This is a genomic window from Paenibacillus sp. YAF4_2 (assembly GCF_052113225.1).
Taxonomy (GTDB): Bacteria; Bacillota; Bacilli; order Paenibacillales; family Paenibacillaceae; genus Pristimantibacillus.
In genome coordinates this window covers 267,240-286,044 of sequence record NZ_JBFRCT010000003.1, presented here as the reverse complement: position 1 = coordinate 286,044, position 18,805 = coordinate 267,240, and the positions used below count along the sequence as shown (strand labels likewise).

General features: G+C 46.8%; 17 protein-coding genes and 1 other annotated feature. Of the genes, 2 read left to right on the top strand and 15 right to left on the bottom strand.

The window, feature by feature from the left end:
* Nucleotides 1-56: 56 nt before the first annotated feature.
* Nucleotides 57-635 (top strand): RNA 2',3'-cyclic phosphodiesterase, encoded by a 579-nt coding sequence (gene thpR / locus AB4Y93_RS08875; protein ID WP_441891004.1) that lies wholly within the window; start codon nucleotides 57-59, stop codon nucleotides 633-635.
* 47 nt (nucleotides 636-682) lie between these two features.
* Here the strand turns inward: thpR and glnA are convergent, their stop codons facing one another.
* The 10 genes from glnA to liaF all read right to left on the bottom strand — a co-directional run bounded on the left by glnA (nucleotide 683) and on the right by liaF (nucleotide 12,283).
* Nucleotides 683-2,107, bottom strand: coding sequence for a type I glutamate--ammonia ligase (gene glnA / locus AB4Y93_RS08870; protein WP_441891002.1), 1,425 nt, complete (start codon nucleotides 2,105-2,107; stop codon nucleotides 683-685).
* A gap of 252 nt (nucleotides 2,108-2,359) precedes the next feature.
* On the bottom strand, nucleotides 2,360-3,421 hold the full coding sequence (gene aroF / locus AB4Y93_RS08865) for a 3-deoxy-7-phosphoheptulonate synthase (protein WP_441891000.1): 1,062 nt from the start codon (nucleotides 3,419-3,421) through the stop codon (nucleotides 2,360-2,362).
* Between the two features lie 386 nt (nucleotides 3,422-3,807).
* Nucleotides 3,808-4,773 (bottom strand): 4-hydroxy-3-methylbut-2-enyl diphosphate reductase, encoded by a 966-nt coding sequence (locus AB4Y93_RS08860; RefSeq protein ID WP_441890998.1) that lies wholly within the window; start codon nucleotides 4,771-4,773, stop codon nucleotides 3,808-3,810.
* Nucleotides 4,774-4,803: 30 nt separating this feature from the next.
* Nucleotides 4,804-6,324 (bottom strand): sensor histidine kinase, encoded by a 1,521-nt coding sequence (locus AB4Y93_RS08855; protein WP_441890996.1) that lies wholly within the window; start codon nucleotides 6,322-6,324, stop codon nucleotides 4,804-4,806.
* Nucleotides 6,325-6,331: 7 nt separating this feature from the next.
* On the bottom strand, nucleotides 6,332-7,024 hold the full coding sequence (locus AB4Y93_RS08850) for a response regulator transcription factor (protein WP_167280433.1): 693 nt from the start codon (nucleotides 7,022-7,024) through the stop codon (nucleotides 6,332-6,334).
* A gap of 77 nt (nucleotides 7,025-7,101) precedes the next feature.
* A complete protein-coding gene (locus AB4Y93_RS08845; protein ID WP_441890993.1) occupies nucleotides 7,102-8,751 on the bottom strand; it encodes a S1C family serine protease in 1,650 nt (549 codons plus the stop codon).
* Nucleotides 8,752-8,974: 223 nt separating this feature from the next.
* Nucleotides 8,975-9,388, bottom strand: coding sequence for a YugN-like family protein (locus AB4Y93_RS08840; RefSeq protein WP_441890991.1), 414 nt, complete (start codon nucleotides 9,386-9,388; stop codon nucleotides 8,975-8,977).
* A gap of 75 nt (nucleotides 9,389-9,463) precedes the next feature.
* Nucleotides 9,464-10,129: a response regulator gene (locus AB4Y93_RS08835; RefSeq protein ID WP_441890989.1), complete on the bottom strand. Its 666-nt coding sequence runs from the start codon at nucleotides 10,127-10,129 to the stop codon at nucleotides 9,464-9,466.
* Complete coding sequence (locus tag AB4Y93_RS08830) at nucleotides 10,116-11,162, bottom strand: histidine kinase (RefSeq protein WP_441890987.1); 1,047 nt, start codon at nucleotides 11,160-11,162, stop codon at nucleotides 10,116-10,118. Before AB4Y93_RS08830 ends, AB4Y93_RS08835 begins: the two co-directional genes overlap by 14 nt.
* A 5-nt stretch (nucleotides 11,163-11,167) precedes the next feature.
* The gene (gene liaF, locus AB4Y93_RS08825) at nucleotides 11,168-12,283 is read right to left on the bottom strand and encodes a cell wall-active antibiotics response protein LiaF (protein WP_441890985.1); all 1,116 of its coding nucleotides are present in this window, start codon (nucleotides 12,281-12,283) and stop codon (nucleotides 11,168-11,170) included.
* Between the two features lie 271 nt (nucleotides 12,284-12,554).
* On the opposite strand from liaF, the gene AB4Y93_RS08820 reads away from it, so the two are divergent.
* The gene (locus AB4Y93_RS08820; protein ID WP_441890983.1) at nucleotides 12,555-13,847 is read left to right on the top strand and encodes an ammonium transporter; all 1,293 of its coding nucleotides are present in this window, start codon (nucleotides 12,555-12,557) and stop codon (nucleotides 13,845-13,847) included.
* A gap of 265 nt (nucleotides 13,848-14,112) precedes the next feature.
* Here the strand turns inward: AB4Y93_RS08820 and AB4Y93_RS08815 are convergent, their stop codons facing one another.
* The 5 genes from AB4Y93_RS08815 to AB4Y93_RS08795 all read right to left on the bottom strand — a co-directional run bounded on the left by AB4Y93_RS08815 (nucleotide 14,113) and on the right by AB4Y93_RS08795 (nucleotide 18,702).
* Nucleotides 14,113-14,490 carry a hypothetical protein gene (locus tag AB4Y93_RS08815; RefSeq protein WP_441890981.1) on the bottom strand — a complete coding sequence of 126 codons (378 nt, stop codon included), beginning with the start codon at nucleotides 14,488-14,490 and terminating at the stop codon, nucleotides 14,113-14,115.
* A gap of 150 nt (nucleotides 14,491-14,640) precedes the next feature.
* Complete coding sequence (locus AB4Y93_RS08810) at nucleotides 14,641-14,772, bottom strand: hypothetical protein (RefSeq protein WP_441890979.1); 132 nt, start codon at nucleotides 14,770-14,772, stop codon at nucleotides 14,641-14,643.
* 66 nt (nucleotides 14,773-14,838) lie between these two features.
* The gene (locus AB4Y93_RS08805; RefSeq protein WP_441890977.1) at nucleotides 14,839-15,390 is read right to left on the bottom strand and encodes a 3D domain-containing protein; all 552 of its coding nucleotides are present in this window, start codon (nucleotides 15,388-15,390) and stop codon (nucleotides 14,839-14,841) included.
* A gap of 60 nt (nucleotides 15,391-15,450) precedes the next feature.
* A complete protein-coding gene (gene thrS / locus AB4Y93_RS08800; protein WP_441890975.1) occupies nucleotides 15,451-17,388 on the bottom strand; it encodes a threonine--tRNA ligase in 1,938 nt (645 codons plus the stop codon).
* A gap of 63 nt (nucleotides 17,389-17,451) precedes the next feature.
* Nucleotides 17,452-17,713: a binding site (T-box leader), on the bottom strand.
* Nucleotides 17,714-17,754: 41 nt separating this feature from the next.
* Entirely contained in the window at nucleotides 17,755-18,702 is a 948-nt protein-coding gene (locus AB4Y93_RS08795) for a putative sporulation protein YtxC (RefSeq protein ID WP_441890973.1), read from the bottom strand.
* Between the last annotated feature and the right edge of the window lie 103 nt (nucleotides 18,703-18,805).

Sequence of the window (18,805 nt, the reverse complement as noted above, 5' to 3'; positions counted from 1 at the left end):
TCTTCAAGTACATTTACAACATGTTAGTGACAAAAAGTCGAACGGAGATTAATAATATGGTAGATAATATTCGGATTTTCACCGCAATATCCATTCCAGCAAACATTACCGGGCAAATCGTTAGTCATTTGCCTGAATGGAGGGGCCAATTGAAATTTCAGCGATGGGTAGATCCCCACGATCTGCACATTACGCTTCATTTTATTGGTGACACCTCTATTTCTACAATTCCCGACATTAAGCAAGCAATGACTGAAGCCGTTTCCGAGTCTAATGTATTCCCTCTTGAATTGTCGAATTTAGACATATTTGGCCGCAAGGATCAGCCGTCAGTACTATGGCTTGGTCTAAAAGAAATACCCAAATCACTCCTGCAGCTGCATAATAAGCTTGGCCAATCACTTCATTCCGCCATCGGTTTCACTCCTGAAACCCGTCCCTATCGTCCTCATGTCACGTTAGCGAGGAAATATGCAGCCAATGAGACTTGTACACCCGAGAAGCTACAAAGCCTCTCCAGCCCCTTTCTACAGCATCAGACAACTTTCGACGTCAATCGCATTACTCTCTATCGTACCCGGTTGGGCGAAAGACCTATGTATGAGCCGCTTGTTGAGCTTGAATTAACCAAATAAAAAACGGACCCCCGATTGGGAGCCCGCTTGGATAAGTGCGTTTCGAATTAACAGCCGAAGTAAAGGCTGTACTCGTGTGGATGGATACGGATTGCTACCGCTTTAGCTTCGTTACGTTTAACGGCAACATAGTTAGCGATGAACTCTTCCGTGAATACGCCTGTTTCAGTCAAGAATTCGGAATCCGCTTCAAGAGCGTCAAGCGCTTCGTCGAGTGTACCAGGTACGCTGCGGATTTCTTTTTTCTCTTCTTCTGGCAATTCGTAAATGTTTTTGTCGAAAGGACCATAGCCCAAAGCAACAGGATCCAGTTTACGTTTGATGCCGTCAAGACCAGCAAGCAGCATAGCTGCGAAGCACAGGTAAGGGTTAGCTGTGGAGTCCGGAGTACGGAACTCGATACGGCAGCCTTTTGGCGTTACCGATGCGATTGGAATACGTACTGCAGCGGAACGGTTACCTTTCGAGAATACAAGGTTAACCGGTGCTTCGTAACCAGGAACCAGACGTTTGAACGAGTTTGTCGAAGGGTTCGTCAAAGCGATCAATGCTGGAGCATGGTACAATACACCGCCGATGTAGTTCATAGCGAGTGGGCTCAGGTTGCCGTAAGCGCCTTTCTCGAAGAACATTGGAGCATCGCCATCGAAGATGGACATATGCACGTGCATACCAGAACCGTTGTCACCGAACAATGGTTTAGGCATGAAAGTAGCCACTTTACCATATTGGCGAGCTGTGTTATGAACGATATATTTGTACAGCATGAGGTTGTCAGCTGTTTTCGTCAGTGTATCAAAGCGGAAGTTGATTTCTGCTTGACCAGCAGTTGCAACTTCGTGGTGATGACGCTCAACGCGAAGGCCAACTTCTTGCATCAGACGAACCATTTCGCTGCGGATGTCTTGTTGTTGGTCAACAGGAGCTACCGGAACGTAACCGCCTTTTACAGGAACTTTAAAGCCAAGGTTGCCGCCTTCTTCTTTACGGTTCGTGTTCCAGCCTGCTTCTTCGGAATCCACGTAGAAGGAAGAAGAATTCATTGTGCTTTCGTAACGAACCTCGTCGAAGATGAAGAACTCGGACTCTGGAGCGAAGAATGCAGTAGTACCGATGCCTGTAGTTTGCAGGTACTCTTCCGCTTTTTGAGCGATGCTGCGCGGGTCGCGCTCATAACGTTCGCCATCAGGCGTATGAATGTTACACATAATGTTCAGTGTAGGATGATCTGTGAAAGGATCAACGAATACTGCTTCAGTATCCGGCATCATTACCATGTCAGATTCTTCGATACCACGGAAACCTGGGATCGAGGAGCCGTCAAAAGCTACACCATTTACGAAAGTATCGGCGTCAACTTCTGTCGAAGGAAGTGTAATGTGGTGCGCGCGACCAGCGAGGTCGACGAAACGGAAATCTACAAACTGAATGCTGTTTTCTTTAATATTGTCCAAAACTTTTTGAACTGACATCAGATATTTCCTCCATTTCCGAACATTTGCTTAGTGTTGAACTGTTATTGTTCAATTTTCGTTCCAAACTATGAGGTAATTATAAAACTACGGTTTAGCATCGTCAATACTTATGTAAGGTATTTTTTATCCGTATGTGAGGTATACTTACAAGTTTAAACATTTGTTCACATTTAAGGCTTTACATTCGATCACAAAAGCCGAGACACCTTGTGTATCAAGGCTTCTCGGCTTTTTCGATTTACATATTGATTATATTTTCCACTCTGCGAAGGCCTCTGCAGGCTCCTTCGAAGTATTAAATTGCTTGCCTACTAGTGGTGCTAGTTTCTCTAAATCCTTTAACAAATTAGCGAATTGATCCGGGAATAAGGACTGTACGCCATCACCTGTCATCGAATTATCCGGATCGGTATGCATTTCTACGATTAATCCGTTCGCTCCGGCTGCAACAGATGCTTTCGACATTGGTTCTACCAATTCGCGGCGGCCTGTACCGTGGCTAGGATCCGAGATTACAGGCAGATGGCTAAGCCCTTGCAGGACTGGGATCGCCGATAAGTCGAGTGTATTTCTTGTGTAAGTCTCGAACGTTCGGATTCCGCGTTCACATAACATAACATTCGGATTTCCGCCGGCAAGAATGTATTCTGCTGCATTCAGGAATTCGTCATAAGTTGAGCTGAAACCACGTTTGAGCAATACCGGTGTCTTAATCGTTCCAAGCTTGCGAAGCAGATCGAAGTTTTGCATATTGCGGGTACCAACTTGGAGAATATCCGCATATTCCGCACATACATCAACGTACTCTGGAGTCATAACCTCAGTGATGGTCAGCAGGCCATGTCTTTTACCCGCTTCCGCCATCATAATCAAGCCTTCAACACCTACACCTTGGAAGCTGTATGGACCTGTACGAGGCTTAAACGCTCCACCGCGCAGCACCTGGCCGCCTGCCGCTTTCACAAGACGAGCAATTTCATCGATTTGTTCCGGTGATTCAACAGCGCATGGTCCGCCCATAATGACCAGGTTGTCGCCGCCGATCTTAACGCCTTTAATATCAATGATTGTATCGTCCGGATGGAAGTCACGGCTTGCAAGTTTGTAGGACTTCGAAATTTTGATAACGTTCTCTACGCCTTTCATCTGACGCAGATGCTCAGCAAGTGTTGGTTCTGCCTTACCGATGATACCGATTACTGTACGGTCTGTACCTCTTGAGACATGGGCTTGCACGCCGGATCTTTCAATATAATTGACAATCTCCTGAATACGTTCTTCGGATATGTTTTGATTAGTAATTGCGATCATGTTCATCTCTCCTCTTTTTCACTTCAACGCTTATACGCTTCTTAGCTTTTATGCTTTCTGGCTTTTATGCTTTCTGGCTTTTATGCTTTTACTTGTTAAAGTAAATATACACGAGGAGTACCCTTTTCGTCAACAAGAAATTTGCTTCGAAAACATGCAACTACGTAAGTGAATATTCTTACGATCGCTGTGCTGGTCGGATTCCTTGAACAAGTATCCCGAAGGTTAGAATCCGACCACCAAGGCGAATGCTCCGCTTCTCCAGAACATTCACTTACTCCGTTGCACTCTGTGCRATTAGCCTTTGAAACTTCAAAGGGCACTTAAAAACAAACAAAAGGGCACAACCATAGGACATCTCCCATTAGTTGTACCCTAACTGTTTATTAAGCTTCTGCTGGGCCTGCGACCGTTTTAGTACGAATCGTAGGAAGCAGTTTGTTTTTGTTAACCGTACGTTTGATCTCCCACGTGTCTGGGTTAGCATTGTCATACTGCTCCAGGTAGGCGATTACTTCTTTTGTAATCGGTGTAGGAGTAGAAGCGCCAGAGGTTACAGCAACACGCTCGATACCAACAAGCCACTCCTGCTTGATCTCCGAGACGTCGGCTACACGGTAGGCTGTTACACCGGCAATCTCCTCGGATACTTGTGCGAGACGGTTCGAGTTATTACTGCGCGGGTCGCCAACAACGATACACAGCTGTGCTGCTCCGGCTTGTTCTGCGACAGCTTCTTGCCGTACTTGCGTAGCCAGGCAGATTTCGTTATGGATCTCAGCCTTTGGATACGTCTCAATAAGCTTGCTAATGATCAGACGAATATCCCATTGCGACATCGTCGTCTGGTTCGTAATAATAATGCGGCCCTCGGGCACATTAAGCTTCGCAATATCTTCAACGCGTTCAATCAGATGAACACGGTCCGGTGCTACGCCAATAGCTCCTTCCGGCTCGGGATGACCCTTCTTGCCGATATAAATAATATGATAGTCCTCGGCCACTTTTTCCCGAATTAGATCATGCGTCTTTGTCACGTCCGGACAAGTCGCATCTACGATCGTAAGACCTTTCTCACGGGCACGGTTCCGTACTTCCGGAGATACACCATGGGCGGTAAAAATAACAGTCCCTTGCTCAATCTGCTCCAAAATTTCAAGACGATTCTCGCCGTCAAGCGTAATAACGCCTTCCTGCTCGAATGCATCGGTAACATGCGCATTATGAACAATCATGCCAAGAATATAAATGGGACGCGGGAGGTCCAAGTTTTTTGCTGTTTGCAAAGCAAGCACCATTGCATCTACGACGCCATAGCAATAACCTCTCGGCGATATTTTAACAATTTCCATCTGTTGCACCTGCTTTCTCTATAACGAACGTTAGGCTTCGTTTTGATCCGTTCCTTCCATTATAATCGAAGCAGGCTGGGGGGAAAAGTCTATTGGCAGCCAAATAATAAACGTGGACCCTTCTTCCTCTCTCGTTGTCACCTCAATTGAACCTCGGTGCTCATCAATAATCCATTTGGCAATGGACAAACCAAGCCCTGTTCCTACGGTCTTTCCGCGTGATTCATCCGCTCGGTAGAAGCGGTCAAAGATATGTGGAACTTCTTCCGGATTCATACCAATACCTGTGTCCCGAATAATGATGCCAAGCTGGTTCTCTCTGCAGGTTGCCGTCATCTCAATCCAGCCGTGTGGTGTATATTTGAACGCATTCTCAATAAAGATGAACAACAGCTGCTGCAAATAGTCCGCATTCCCGTATACCTGATAGCCATCCAATGCCGACAGATCGCCAATTCGCCATTCTGCATTGCGGGGAAGTAAGCCTGCTCTACGTCCAACCTCTTCTACGAGAGGCATCATCTGTACGTTCGTCTTCTCCATTTCATAACCTGCATCCGCTCTTGCTAAAGCAAGCAGATCATTAACAAGCGTGGACATACGCCTAGCTTCTGATGAGATGTCCTGCATGGCCTCGTTAGAAAGCTCCCATCTCTCTGAATCAAGCGCAAGTACAATATCTTCCACTTCACCAGCCTCAAGCTTCTTCGACCACATACGCTGCAGCAGTTCAATGTTGCCTCTAATGGTGGTGAGTGGGGTGCGTAGCTCATGAGAAGCATCCGAGACAAAACGCCGCTGCGCCTTGTACGATTCATCAAGACCGTTATAAGCGATTTCAATACGAGACAGCATAATGTTCAGGGTATACACAAGCCGGCCAATCTCATCCTTGGGCCCTTCTATAGGAATACGAACGCTAAGATCAGAGCCGACTTGAATTTGCTCAGTCGTGCGGATAACACGTTCAATTGGCTGCAAGGCCTTTCTTGCTAGGAACAACCCTATTGTGAAGGCCAAAATCAAACAAATGAGCGAAGACATAATAAGAATGAATCGAAGTCCTGTCAGATACTTCTCTTCGCTAACGATAACGGTGCCAATCTGAAGCAGACCAATCAACTCATGGTCTTTTGTATTATTATAAATCGGCATCTGATAAATCAGGAAAGGAACTTCGCCTTCATTGGTCTTGAGATAAGCTTTTACATAGCCGAAACCAGGATTAGTCTTCGCTTCTGGAATTGGATATTTAATACCGCTGCTTTGTAATTCTCCAGAGGCTTTAATGACACCTTCCTTATAATTTACTAACTGCAAATAAAAATCTTTATCTGCAAATATTGATTTTTTTTCAATATTAAGATCCATCTGATTCAAGCCGTACTCATACTTTAAAACATTATAATCGAGCGCCTGTTCACGCAACTGATCTTTCGTATCGCTGTACGTATTCATATTAATAAAGAAATAAATTGAGAAACATAAAACGATCAATGCAACCGCAAGGATGCCGGAAAACCATAAAGTTAGACGAAGCCGGATCGTCATCCGTTAATCAACCCTCTCCCCGCAATACATAGCCGGTACCACGAACGGTCTGAATAATACGCTTGGCTCCGCCTTCCTCTAGCTTCTGACGGAGCATAGCAATGTACACTTCAAGCACGTTTGACTCACCGCTAAAGTCGTAGCCCCAAATCTTTTCCATAATGGCATCTCTCGTAAGTACACGGCGTGGATTTTGCATAAATAACAGCAGCAGGTCATACTCCTTCGCTGTTAGTTCAATTCTTCTGCCGGAACGGATAGCTTCACGGGAATCAAGATCCAGCGCCAAGTCATCAAATACAATCTTGTTGCTGTTCGCTTCGTCGATCTTGTCCGGTTTACGGCGCAGCAAAGCACGGACCCGGGCAAGCAGTTCCTCCAGTGCGAATGGTTTGATCAAATAATCATCTGCTCCAGCATCCAGTCCTTTTACCCGGTCCGAGATATCGTCCTTCGCAGTGAGCATAAGGATAGGCACCGTGCTGCCGCCTTCCCTAACACGCCGGCATACTTCCCAGCCATCAACTTGAGGCATCATCACATCAAGAATCAGCATGTCCGGATCCGCAGTTAAAAGCATCTTCAAGCCTTCCATGCCATTACTTGCAGTCGTGACTTCATAGCCTTCGAACGCCAAGCTTCTTCTTAATAAAGAAGTAATCTTATCATCGTCATCTACAACCATTATGTGATGTCTCATTTTCATTCTCCCCTTGTATAACTTATCTGCTAAAAAAGAAGCGCAGAGTCTATCTTACTCTGCGCTTACCTTATTTCTTACTCCGCGTTAAATTCGTTGCGGTTGCCAATCTCGACGGTCAGATCCATCTTTTCACCTTTACGAACAATGTTCAATACAGCTTTGTCGCCAACCTTACGCTTTTGAATCTCAGCGATAAGCGCCTGTGTATTGCTATACGTTTTACCGTCAATACCCAAGATAACGTCAAATTGTTTCAGATCCGCTAGATAAGCTGGAGAATTGTAGTATACGTTGCTTACGATCGAGCCTTGGGCTTTAGCCATGCCAAGCTGCTTCGCAATCGCATCTGTTACATCCCCAAGCTCTGCCCCGATGAACGGAACCGGCTCTTTTGGTACTTCTTTATTGTTTTTCAGCGTATCAAGAACTTCTTGGATTGTACTTGTTGGAATCGCAAAACCGATACCTTGAGCCTGTGAGCTAACTGCTGTATTAATACCCACAACTTCACCATTAGTGTTCAGGAGCGGACCGCCGGAATTACCTGGATTAATGGAAGCATCCGTCTGCAGCAAATGTTTATATTCACGAGTGCCGTCTGTGTCTTGAATATCAATTGGACGTTCCTTCGCACTCAGTACGCCTACCGTTACCGTATGGTCAAAGCCGTACGGGTTACCAATGGCAACTACCCAATCACCGATGTTGATATCATCCGAGCTGCCTAATGGAAGGGTAGGGAAAGCTTTGTCACCTGTAACCTTCAGCACAGCAAGGTCAAGATCAAAGCTCGAGCCAAGCAATTCTGCGGTAAACGGCTTATCATAGCCCTGAACAGTTACTTCGATTTTATCGGAATCTGCAACTACATGCTGGTTCGTCAGAATGTAACCATCTGATTCAAAGAAGAAGCCTGTACCGATACCTGCAGCTTGCAGGCTGCTGTCATCGCTTTTATTATCTTCCGGTTGAGTCGCATCCGGTGCATCTTGACCAAAGAATTGACGGAAGAATGGATCATCCAAAATACTACCGCTGCTGCCACTGCTGTTGCGAGAAGTAGGCTTCACATACGTTTCGATCTTAACGACCGCAGGACTTGCTGTCTCGAACAGCTTGCCGAAGTTATCTGGTCTTGCCGCTGCTACAGAAGCACCGCCATTACTTGTCGTTCCGGTTGTTGTTCCTGTTCCGGCATTCGAACCACTACTTGCCTGCTCGGAGGAGAACACGGAATTGCTAGTAAACCAATTATTCGTATCAGCAGCGTACATTAATCCGCCCATCAAACCACCTACTACAACAACCCCGGCCAGGAACGACACAAACAATCCTTTAATAGGGCTTTTCTTACGTGGTTCACGTGCCTGCCAACCACTTTTCCCAGATTGCTGACTATAAGTAAAAGGCCTCATTGGTACAGGCGGCGTAACTTCTACATTCGGCTGCTGGTCTAGTTCAGGCTCATCACCAGGTTGTGCCGAATAAGGAGCTTCATATGTCCGCTCTTCCTGCGGAGAGTTAGAAGATCTGGAAGGAACCGAAGCCCCATTATCATCTTGAGCCGAAGATTTGAAAGGCCCATATGAATAGTAGTAGGAAGTTTTGCTTGGCGTTTCCGATCCTTCTGACGATTCTGTATTGTCTTCTTCGCGCGGATCATTCTCTTCACCATTAGCTCGATTTTGAAAGAAATCATCGTATTTTTTGTTCTGATCGTCCATATCCGTTCTCCTCCTTGATCTATTCCAATAAAGCAGCCGAATCTTTCAATCATCGGCGCTCTCTAAATCCTGTATCCCTATCATGCACATTCTACCTTAAAACAAACTTAAAATGAATTAAAACGAACATAAAAAAAACGTCTAGCGACGTTATTTCTATGCACTTTTCATATTACTCTACCAAACTCTCCATTCTCCAATAGAGAGCTTGGCGTGCCATATTTTATTGGGGGAAAAGCTTCTCAACCTCTGCCAACACCTGTTTTGCCTTATCAATCCATCGCGGATCAATATGTGCATCAGGATTGGAAGGAGCTTGAAATTGATCAAATAGTGCACCTACCACACGCGCGCTTGCTTCAGGATCATTGCCCTCCTGGTATTCATGCCTTAGCACATAAGGCGTTCCTAGTGTGATAATCGCATTTGTATCCGCGGTCACATCAACTACGCTGCCATTGGTCACTTGGAAAGGCAGACGAAGCCATACTTTATTCTCGTTGTCCAATGCCCGGTCGAAGGATCCGTTAATATAGTCCCAGTTGCCGCCGAGCGAGAATTGATGCTGCTCAAGCCAATCTCTGGAATCGGTGAATGCTTGCTGACGGGCTTCCAATGTAGATGAAAGTGGGATCATGACAGTTCAGCTCTCCTTTGGCATAACTTGCTTTGAATAACTGCTAAAGGATAATATGTCCCGTCATCCTGCCGTTTATGTGTTCTTTGCCCATCCTTTACGATGAGCAAGAACTGCAAGCTGCGTTCGGTCTTCCAGCTCGCATTTCATTAGAAGATTGCTGACATGGGTCTTAACCGTCTTGATACTTATATGAAGCTCCTCACCGATTTCCTTATTCGAGCGGCCTTCGGCTATCAAGAGCAGTACTTCCTTCTCCCGCTCTGTCAAATCCTCATCACCTGATTGCGCGGTACGCTGGCGCAGCCCTCTCGTGAGCGCCTGAGAGACATCCGCTGTCATGACAGGCATGCCTTTAACCGCACCGTGAAGCGCATAAATAAGTTCCTCCGCTGACACTGTCTTTAGGACATAACTGACCGCTCCAGCTTCAATCGCCCCATATACTTTATCATCCTCGAGGAAGCTCGTAAGCATAACGATCTTTAAATCGGGATACTTCGCAATGATTTGGCGTGTCGTCTCTATACCATCCATTCCCGGCATCATCAAATCCATGAGGATAAGGTCCGGAATGCCTGCAGGAATACCCGCTTGCAGCATAGAAATAGCAGCCTGACCGCTGCCAGCTTCAGCGACGACTTCAAATTTCGGCTCCAGCATCAAATACGTACGAAGACCAATTCTCACCATATCATGGTCATCCACAATCATCACTTTTAACGTATTAGTCCCGTTCATCGTTACCATTCCCCCGCCATATTTTTGGTATCGTTACCTTCACTCTCGTGCCGCTTCCCGGCTTGCTCAGAATCTCAGCTAACCCGCCTAACTGCTGGGCTCGTTCCTGCATCGTTGATAGACCATAAGAGCCGCGTCTTACTTGATCAGCCCGGAAACCTGCCCCGTCATCCTGCAGACTTAGTACAACTTGGCGTTCATTCTCCGTCAAAGTCAGTGAGCAGCTTTGCGCTCCGGAATGCTTAACAACGTTCGCCATCGCTTCCTGGACAATAAGGAATAACTGATGCTCCTTCGCTTCAGTTAACGCATCTGTCAGGCGCCAATCAAAGACACCCTGAAGCCCATTCTGCCGGCAATAATCAGGAAACCACTTATCCAGTGCCTCATGCAGCGTACGTCCTTCGAGTTCCATTGGCCTAAGCTGTGCAATAAAGATACGCATCTGCTTTTGCGCAAGTGTTGACATCTGAATCAGCTGATCGAGCACTGATGCCGCACGTTCTTGATCGATTTCTTGAAGCTTCGGCAGCGAGGAAGCACACATGTGCATCGCGAATAGCTGCTGGCTGACGGTATCATGCAGATCTCTTGCGAGACGTTTCCTTTCCTCCTGCACAGCGGCTTCATTCGAAGCGGTCTGGGTCATCACTTGCTCTTCCCCTGTCATCTGGAGCCGCTTCATCCGCTTTTCCATCAAACTCGCAAGCTCATTAAACTCACGATACAGCTCAGAAAAAGAAAAGTCTCCTGATTCCGTAATCCGAACCTCAAAGTTTCCGTTCACCGCCTGCTTAAGAGCCAGCTGAAGCGTATCAATTCGTCGTTGTATAACTCTGCCGGTCCAATAACCGAAGGCTGCACTGACAAGCAGAAAGACGGAGGCAGCGCCGTAGCGCACTTCCGTCTGTACTTCGCCACCGTTAGATAATCCTGTCCATACGACAATCGCAAGCAGCAGCGCCGTTACCGAAGAGGCAACAAACATGGTGAGCAGCTGCCATTTGCCGCCGCGGAACAATCGAACCATCATAATGATTAACCCACCTTCGTAACGCGAACATCGCCGACAAACGTGCTTACGACGAGTTTGATTTTTTTATCGGTTTCCGAGTAATGAGGAGAATGAATGTGAATGCTCTTGAACATTCCGCCTTCCTTCTGACCCAGAATCTTTACATCCCCTGCAAACGCACTTGATATGACTTGTATGCCTACTTCATAATCGTTCGGGACATAAACCTTCACATCCCCTATAAAAGAAGAGATACAAATCTTCGTCTCGCCAAATGGTATTTGTGCTTTCGTCAGATCAACAATGGTATCACCGATGAAATGTGAAATATTTAGCGGCTTCAGCTCCCAATAATCCTGGCCGATATGAATATCCCCGATAAATCCCGACCTCGACTGTGCATTGGGATCATTGTTCCAATATTCAAAGGAGCCGTGCTTGGAGTGATGCTGCTTGCGCCATTGATCCTTCATCTGCTGCTTATGAGCTCTAAAATGGTGCTTCTGCGCATTTATCTGCTGACGCAGCTCATGCTTGTAGCTTTGGTGCCGCCTTCCATGATGATAAGAATCTCTTCTCAGATCAGGCTCTGGCCCACCGCTCTCATTAGGATCCGTAAAGGCCTCTCTCGGGTTGTTCTGGTTTTCCGAGTTATTCGGAGCTCCTTCTTCATCTACCTTCGTTGGATCCGGGTGAAGTGGCGGCGCGGAAGGAATGTCTCCTTTGTAATCCGTATAAGCAGCATTGTACGATTTCCACTCGTCATCATATTGAGGTGGTTCATGATGACGATGACGCGGCCGGCGTAAAAAGTTGAGACCGATCAAAATTATAATAATTGGCCATGCGTATGAAACAATGTCACCGAACGACCAGGAAAACCATTCCAGGTTATGACCAAGAAATACAAATCCGATAAGAATCATCATCCCTGACCACCAGCCTGAACCGGAGCCGTGACGTCCGGCAACAAGTCCATGCAGACCAATCCAGAGCAGAACGACAGGCCAATAATTAGAGATGATCTCGCCAATACTAATATCAAATTGAATTACGTCCAATTGTCTTAATAGGAAGACCACGCCAATTGAGATAATGACGAGACCCGATAATAACCGGTTTAAAAAGCTCCCATTCAATTTTTTCAACTCCCTGCCAGTGCTTCAGAATGTCTTATTGCTACTTAGTATATCTAATGAAAGATAGCTTATAAAGGGACGGCCGATTGAACTTTGCATCGGTCTCGAGACCGAGAACAAGGATTCTACAAAAAAATAGCTGACATACGTCATAAAACATCACGCTAACACGTTGACATTACTCACTTCGGCTATTTATAATGGTGAGCGGATTCATAGAGACAGAGAAACCTTACATCACTTCATACTATGAACAACAGGAGTTGAATCAATGGATGTAGCAGAACTGTCGAGAGGGCTGGACACCGTCTGGGTTGTCTTGACAGCAGCAATGATTTTGCTGATGGAAGGCGGTTTTGCCTTGCTCGAAGCCGGATTTGTCCGGCAGAAGAATGCTGTCAGCATTATTATGAAAGTCTTCGTCGACATTGTTTTTGGCGCACTTGTTTTTTATTTCGTCGGATTCGCTATCATGCATGGAAAAGACATTGGTGGTTTGTTTGGATCAACGGGATTTATGCTTAATGGAGATTTATCTCACATCAATCTCAATATTTCCCATGAAACCTACTGGTTTTTCCAATGCGCCTTCGTTATCGCGGTAATCTCTATCGTCTCCGGTGCCGTCGCAGAAAGAATTCATTTCCGGGCTTACATTCTGTTGACCATTGCGATGACGGGCATTATCTATCCGCTCGCCGGCCATTGGGTATGGGCAATCGACGGCTGGTTAAACAAGCTAGGGATGATTGACTTTGCCGGTTCAGCAGTTATCCATGCTCTTGGCGGCTTTGCTGCACTTGCAGCTACCTTATTCATCGGTCCTCGGATCGGTAAATTTTCGCCAGACGGTAAAGTGAACATTGTATCACCTTCCAATCTTCCTCTTGCCTCAGTTGGAGCATTCATTCTTTGGTTCGGCTGGTTTGGCTTTAATGCAGGCAGTACGCTAAGCGCGACCAATGTTGCAATCGGCCACATCGCGGTTACAACCATGTTGTCCGCTGCTGCGGGCGGTGCTACTTGTATTCTGTTTACCATGTTCCGTTATCGGAAAGCTGATCCTCCAATGGTCATTAACGGCTCATTAGCAGGTCTTGTAGGGATCACTGCCGGCTGTGCTTATGTATCAGATGGAGCAGCGATTTGGATTGGGGCCATTTGCGGCATTGCTATGGTGCTTGTCACTGAGCTCATGGAGCGCAAACAAATAGACGATCCGGTTGGAGCTTTTGCCGTACATGGAATCAGCGGCAGTATCGGGACACTGGCTGTTGGCCTTTGTGCAATTCCTGAGCTGACAGAAGGCTCGGGCCAAGGCTATTACGGCCTTCTGTACGGCGGCGGCTGGAAGCTCCTTGGCGCACAGGCGCTTGGCCTTGTTGTTATAGCCATCTGGGGGTTCGTCGTTACCTGGGGAGTGCTGCTGCTTATCCGCCGCATCGTGCCGGTACGCGTATCCAAAGATGAAGAGCTTATTGGTCTTGATGTAGGGATTCACGGTGTTCCAGCCTACAGTCAGGAAAGCGACTTTATCGATGTTGATCGCATTACAAGAAGCTAAACATAAAGGGGCGTCCCATAAGTCATGAAAATGACGATGGGACACCCCTTTTTATCTGGGCTAAACAGCAGCCTGCGCATATGTTCTTCCGATCACCATTATCCCTTCACAAAAGCAAACGCTTAAGAAAGCCGCAAGAGATATAAAAACAAAAATAGCAGTGCAGGGATAGCCCTCACACTGCTATTTTATAAAATTTATATGCGAACCCATTTCTCAAGCGAACGAACCCCTTTTGAGACGGCCCCTTTATTTATAAGTAGAATTATTTATATAGTTCATTAGCCAAATCCCCGGAAACAGATACAATGTCAGTCGGTGACGATACCTTGATCGAACGAGCATGCTCGATTTCTTGGCGGAGTGCACGTACTTGCTCCATTGGTTTTTTCACAAAATGAATGTATTCAACAGCCAAATGATGATCCGGCTTACGGCCGGACAAAATCCGCCGCAATGTGGACATGGACTGATAAGCCCGCTCTTCCTTCAGACGGCGCTTCTCATATCGTTCAACCATTTGCTCGATTTCCGCGATTTCCTGCTCTTTCTTCGTCACATAAGCATCGATGAAGGGCAGTACCTCCGCAGCTTTGCGATGATGGGACGCAGAATGATTCATATGAATAATTGGATCAGTCATGATAGCTCACCTGTCTTCATTGCGTTATTATTTCTTACATAACTAATAATACAATAAAGATCCGCTCTTGAAAACTCAAAATTATGTGACATCAGTAAATTTAACAAAAAGGAGGAACCATAAGGCTCCTCCTGTTGATTGGTTTAGTAATTACTTCTGAGTATTTTGAGTAGCTTGGTTCGACGCTTTGCCAGTTGCAGCATTTTGATTAAACTCTTCAGCGAATTCTGCGTTTTGCTTGTTGTTTTGCCCTTGTGCTTTGTTGTTCTTGTTCTTAGCCATTGTAGTATTCACCTCCCCGTCCATCCCTTAGTATGGCATAGCAAAGGCTTATTATTCAGAACCGAATTACGATTCCAGATACGTTTGCGGGATCGGTTTTCCCGCTTCTACCGCACGATTAATCTGGTTGAGCCATGCCTGGGACAGCTTGCCGTTGCCTTTGCGAAGCACCTGAACGGCTACGGTACGCTTACCCCACTGCTTATATACATCCTTTATCGTCTCAAAATATAAGTCGAGCCGACGGCCTTTAATGGCCGACCCGGTATCCGCCACTACACCGTAGCCGTAACCAGGAATGTAGAGCAGCGTTCCGATCGGGAATAGCTTCGTATCGGCAGCGATCGTCGATACTTGCCCCCGTCTGACTTTTACCCCTGAATAAGTAATCCCGTATTGCGGGTGTCCCGGACGTTTGCCGGTTGACTCATAGCCTGCCGTATAACCGGTTGCCACGACCTGTACAGTCGACAGAGTCTGCTCGGCGATGGCTTCCACCGCTACGGGGTCTTTTTTGTCTGCTGGCGCAGCTGCGAGGCTTGGTGCCACACTTGTCAGCATTGCCGCTATAGCTAGGCATGAAATTGTTTTTTTGCAAGTAAAAAAGCTTGTGACCATTTGGGCAGCTTCCTCCTCAGAAGAATAATTCCCAAACGGTCCAAGCTTTATTCATAACAATTAGATTGCCTTAGTTGCGATCTCTTGAGTAAGCAGCTCAATCAGTTCAGCTACCGGCTTAGCACCGATATCGCCTTCGCCGCGCTTACGTACCGACACAGCACCTGCCTGTGCTTCATTCTCGCCAACAACAAGCATATATGGCGCCTTCTCAAGCTGTGCTTCACGAATCTTGTAACCCAGCTTCTCGTTGCGCAGATCGCTCTCAACGCGAATACCAGCTTCCCTCAGCTTTTCTTCCACTTCACGTGCATATGCTTCGTACGCAGTGGATACCGGAATAACTTTAGCCTGCACCGGGGACAGCCATAGCGGCAATGCGCCTGCGAAGTTCTCGATCAAGAAGGCAGTCATCCGTTCCATTGTACTAATGATACCGCGGTGGATAACGACTGGACGATGCTTCTTCCCATCTTCACCGATGTACTCCAGTTCAAAGCGGTCGGGCAGCAGGAAGTCGAGCTGTGCAGTCGACAGTGTCTCTTCCTTACCAAGCGCTGTCTTGATCTGAACGTCAAGTTTCGGACCGTAGAATGCCGCTTCACCTTCTGCTTCAAAGAACGGCAGGCCAAGCTCTTCTACTACTTCACGAAGCATACGCTGGGACATTTCCCACATTTCGTCATTTTGGAAGTACTTCTCTGTATCTTGCGGATCCCGGTAAGACAAGCGGAAGCGGTATTCTTTAATGCCGAAGTCCTCGTAGACCTTGCGGATCAGATTCACTACGCGTGCGAACTCTTCCTTGATTTGATCCGGGCGGCAGAAGATATGGGCATCATTCAGTGTCATCGCACGTACGCGGTGCAGACCAGTCAATGCACCGGACATTTCATAACGGTGCATGGTGCCCATCTCTGCAATACGAACCGGCAAATCGCGGTAGCTTCTCATATCGCTCTTATATACCATCATATGATGCGGGCAGTTCATTGGACGAAGAACGAGTTCCTCGTTATCAAGTGCCATAGGCGGGAACATGTCCTCGCTGTAGTGCTCCCAGTGACCGGAGATTTTGTACAGCTCAACGTTAGCCAGAACCGGTGTGTAGACATGCTCGTAACCAAGACGCTCTTCAAGGTCAACGATGTAACGCTCGAGCGTACGGCGAACCTTAGCGCCGTTTGGCAGCCATAGCGGCAAGCCTTGGCCAACTTCGCGGGAGAACGTGAACATCTTCAACTCTTTGCCGAGCTTTCGGTGGTCGCGTTTCTTTGCTTCTTCCAAGAAGTGCAGATGCTCATCCAGCTCCGCTTTCTTCGCAAAGGCAGTTCCGTAAATACGCTGAAGCATCTTGTTCTTCGAATCGCCGCGCCAGTAAGCGCCAGCTACGCTAAGAAGCTTGAAGGCTTTAATACGGCTAGTGGATGGCAAATGTGGTCCACGGCAAAGATCGAAGAACTCGCCTTGGTCGTACATGGTAATGACCGAATCCTCAGGCAGATCACGAATCAGTTCAAGCTTCAGGTTATCATCCAGCTCTGTAAAGATTGCAAGAGCCTCTTCACGGCTGACTTCGCGGCGGCGAATGTTGAGGTTCTCGTTAATGATACGCTGCATTTCCTTCTCGATCTTAATCAGATCTTCTGGAGTAAGCGATTGATCCATATCGATATCGTAATAGAAGCCGTCCTCGATAACCGGACCGATGCCCAGCTTCACATTAGCGTTGCCATATAAACGTTTGATCGCTTGCGCCATCAAGTGAGCTGTACTGTGGCGATAGACCTCAAGGCCGTCAGCAGATTCGATCGTAACGATCTCAATTGCGGAATCAGACTCAATTGGTGCGTACACATCAACCACTTTACCATTGATTTTACCAGCGATAGCATTCTTGCGAAGTCCCGGGCTAATCGAGCCTGCTACTTCTTCAATTGTTGTTCCAGCTTCGTACTCCCTAATGGCGCCGTCTGGAAAAGTAACTTTAATAGACATTGAATTTCCTCCTGAAAAAGTTGGCATAGCACGCGGGATGAACGCAAAAAAGCACCCATCCCGCAAAGGGACGAGTGCTTGTATACTCGTGGTTCCACCCTACTTCGATCGCTGCTTGATGAATCTACAACATAAGCAATCCTTGTATTGATCTGATAACGGAGACATCCGGTGCAGCTTAGTAATGGTACGCGATAATCGACCACGTTCAACTGCACAGCTACAAAGGGGTATATTCGCTAATGTCTTGAAGGAAATTACAGCCGAGTTTCCTCTCTCTGGACCAACATTTGAAGCCAATACATGTCTTTGTCATTGCTGTTTGCATAGTTATGAGCATTATTATAACCGCTTGACCCCTAATCGTCAATAGATGCGGCTGTCAGGCTGGACGGATCCATTACCTTCAAAGACGGGACTACAGGCTGGACATTGTGTACAGACGGATACCCGGTTATCAAAAATCGTCTCGATTGTCCTTATAACCTGCATATCATCCTGTCTGGTATGAATCATAATATGCTTTGGAGATACGGCAATGAGCGAGCTGATCACCATATCTTCAATATTCATTTCGGTCTCCAGCATTTCAGCAACTAACTTGTCCGAGTGGGGCTTCGGTTCAAAAGGCTGAAACTTTTCATTGAACAGGACAAAATCATGGCTGCCCTTGTGTACAAGGTGAACGATAGGCACCTTCGACTCCTGCAGGCCTACAAAATATTTGAGCAGCGAAATAAACTCCTGGTATTGCTTATCAAGCACGTATTCATCCAAAGCATAATCTACAATTTCAGCTAATTCCGTTCGATAAGGCTGCAGCCTAAATGAAGTTAATCCGGTCAAGTTCAAAGCCGAATTCTCCTGCAGGTATCGGTCAATCTCATCGGCTACCTTCGTTTTGCGGCGCTGCCTGTCAGCATCAAGAAATCTCGTCCCAAGGCCATCCCATTCTGTACCGTGAAGCAGCTCGTGGCAATATTTTTCAATAACAGGTGCGTCAATAGCGTGGTTATTCCTGTATTTTCTCCGAATGATGGCTGCCAGGATATGCGGCTCCATATCGGTTACGATGAATTCGGCTAGTGCCTTGGAAGCAGCTTGGTACACCGATTGGCTATGGTCAGCCAGATGAAAATAAGGCAGGATCGCTTGGCAGCTAATCTCCTTTTCTGATAGCAGCGTGTATTGTATGGCTTCTCCTTCGATGTGTGCGATATGTAGATCAGTTGTTGTGTACTCCGCCATCAACGCCGCTAATTGGGCAGCCGATTGCTCCATGTTCGAAGGCAGCGTTACGGTAAACAGCTCCATGAGCTCACCCCTTTCATTCCCCTTATCAGTATATGGCTGGGGGGTTGGGTATATACGAAAGGAGTGGTGGGAGTGATTGGAGATGGCTTGCATTAGTTTACTG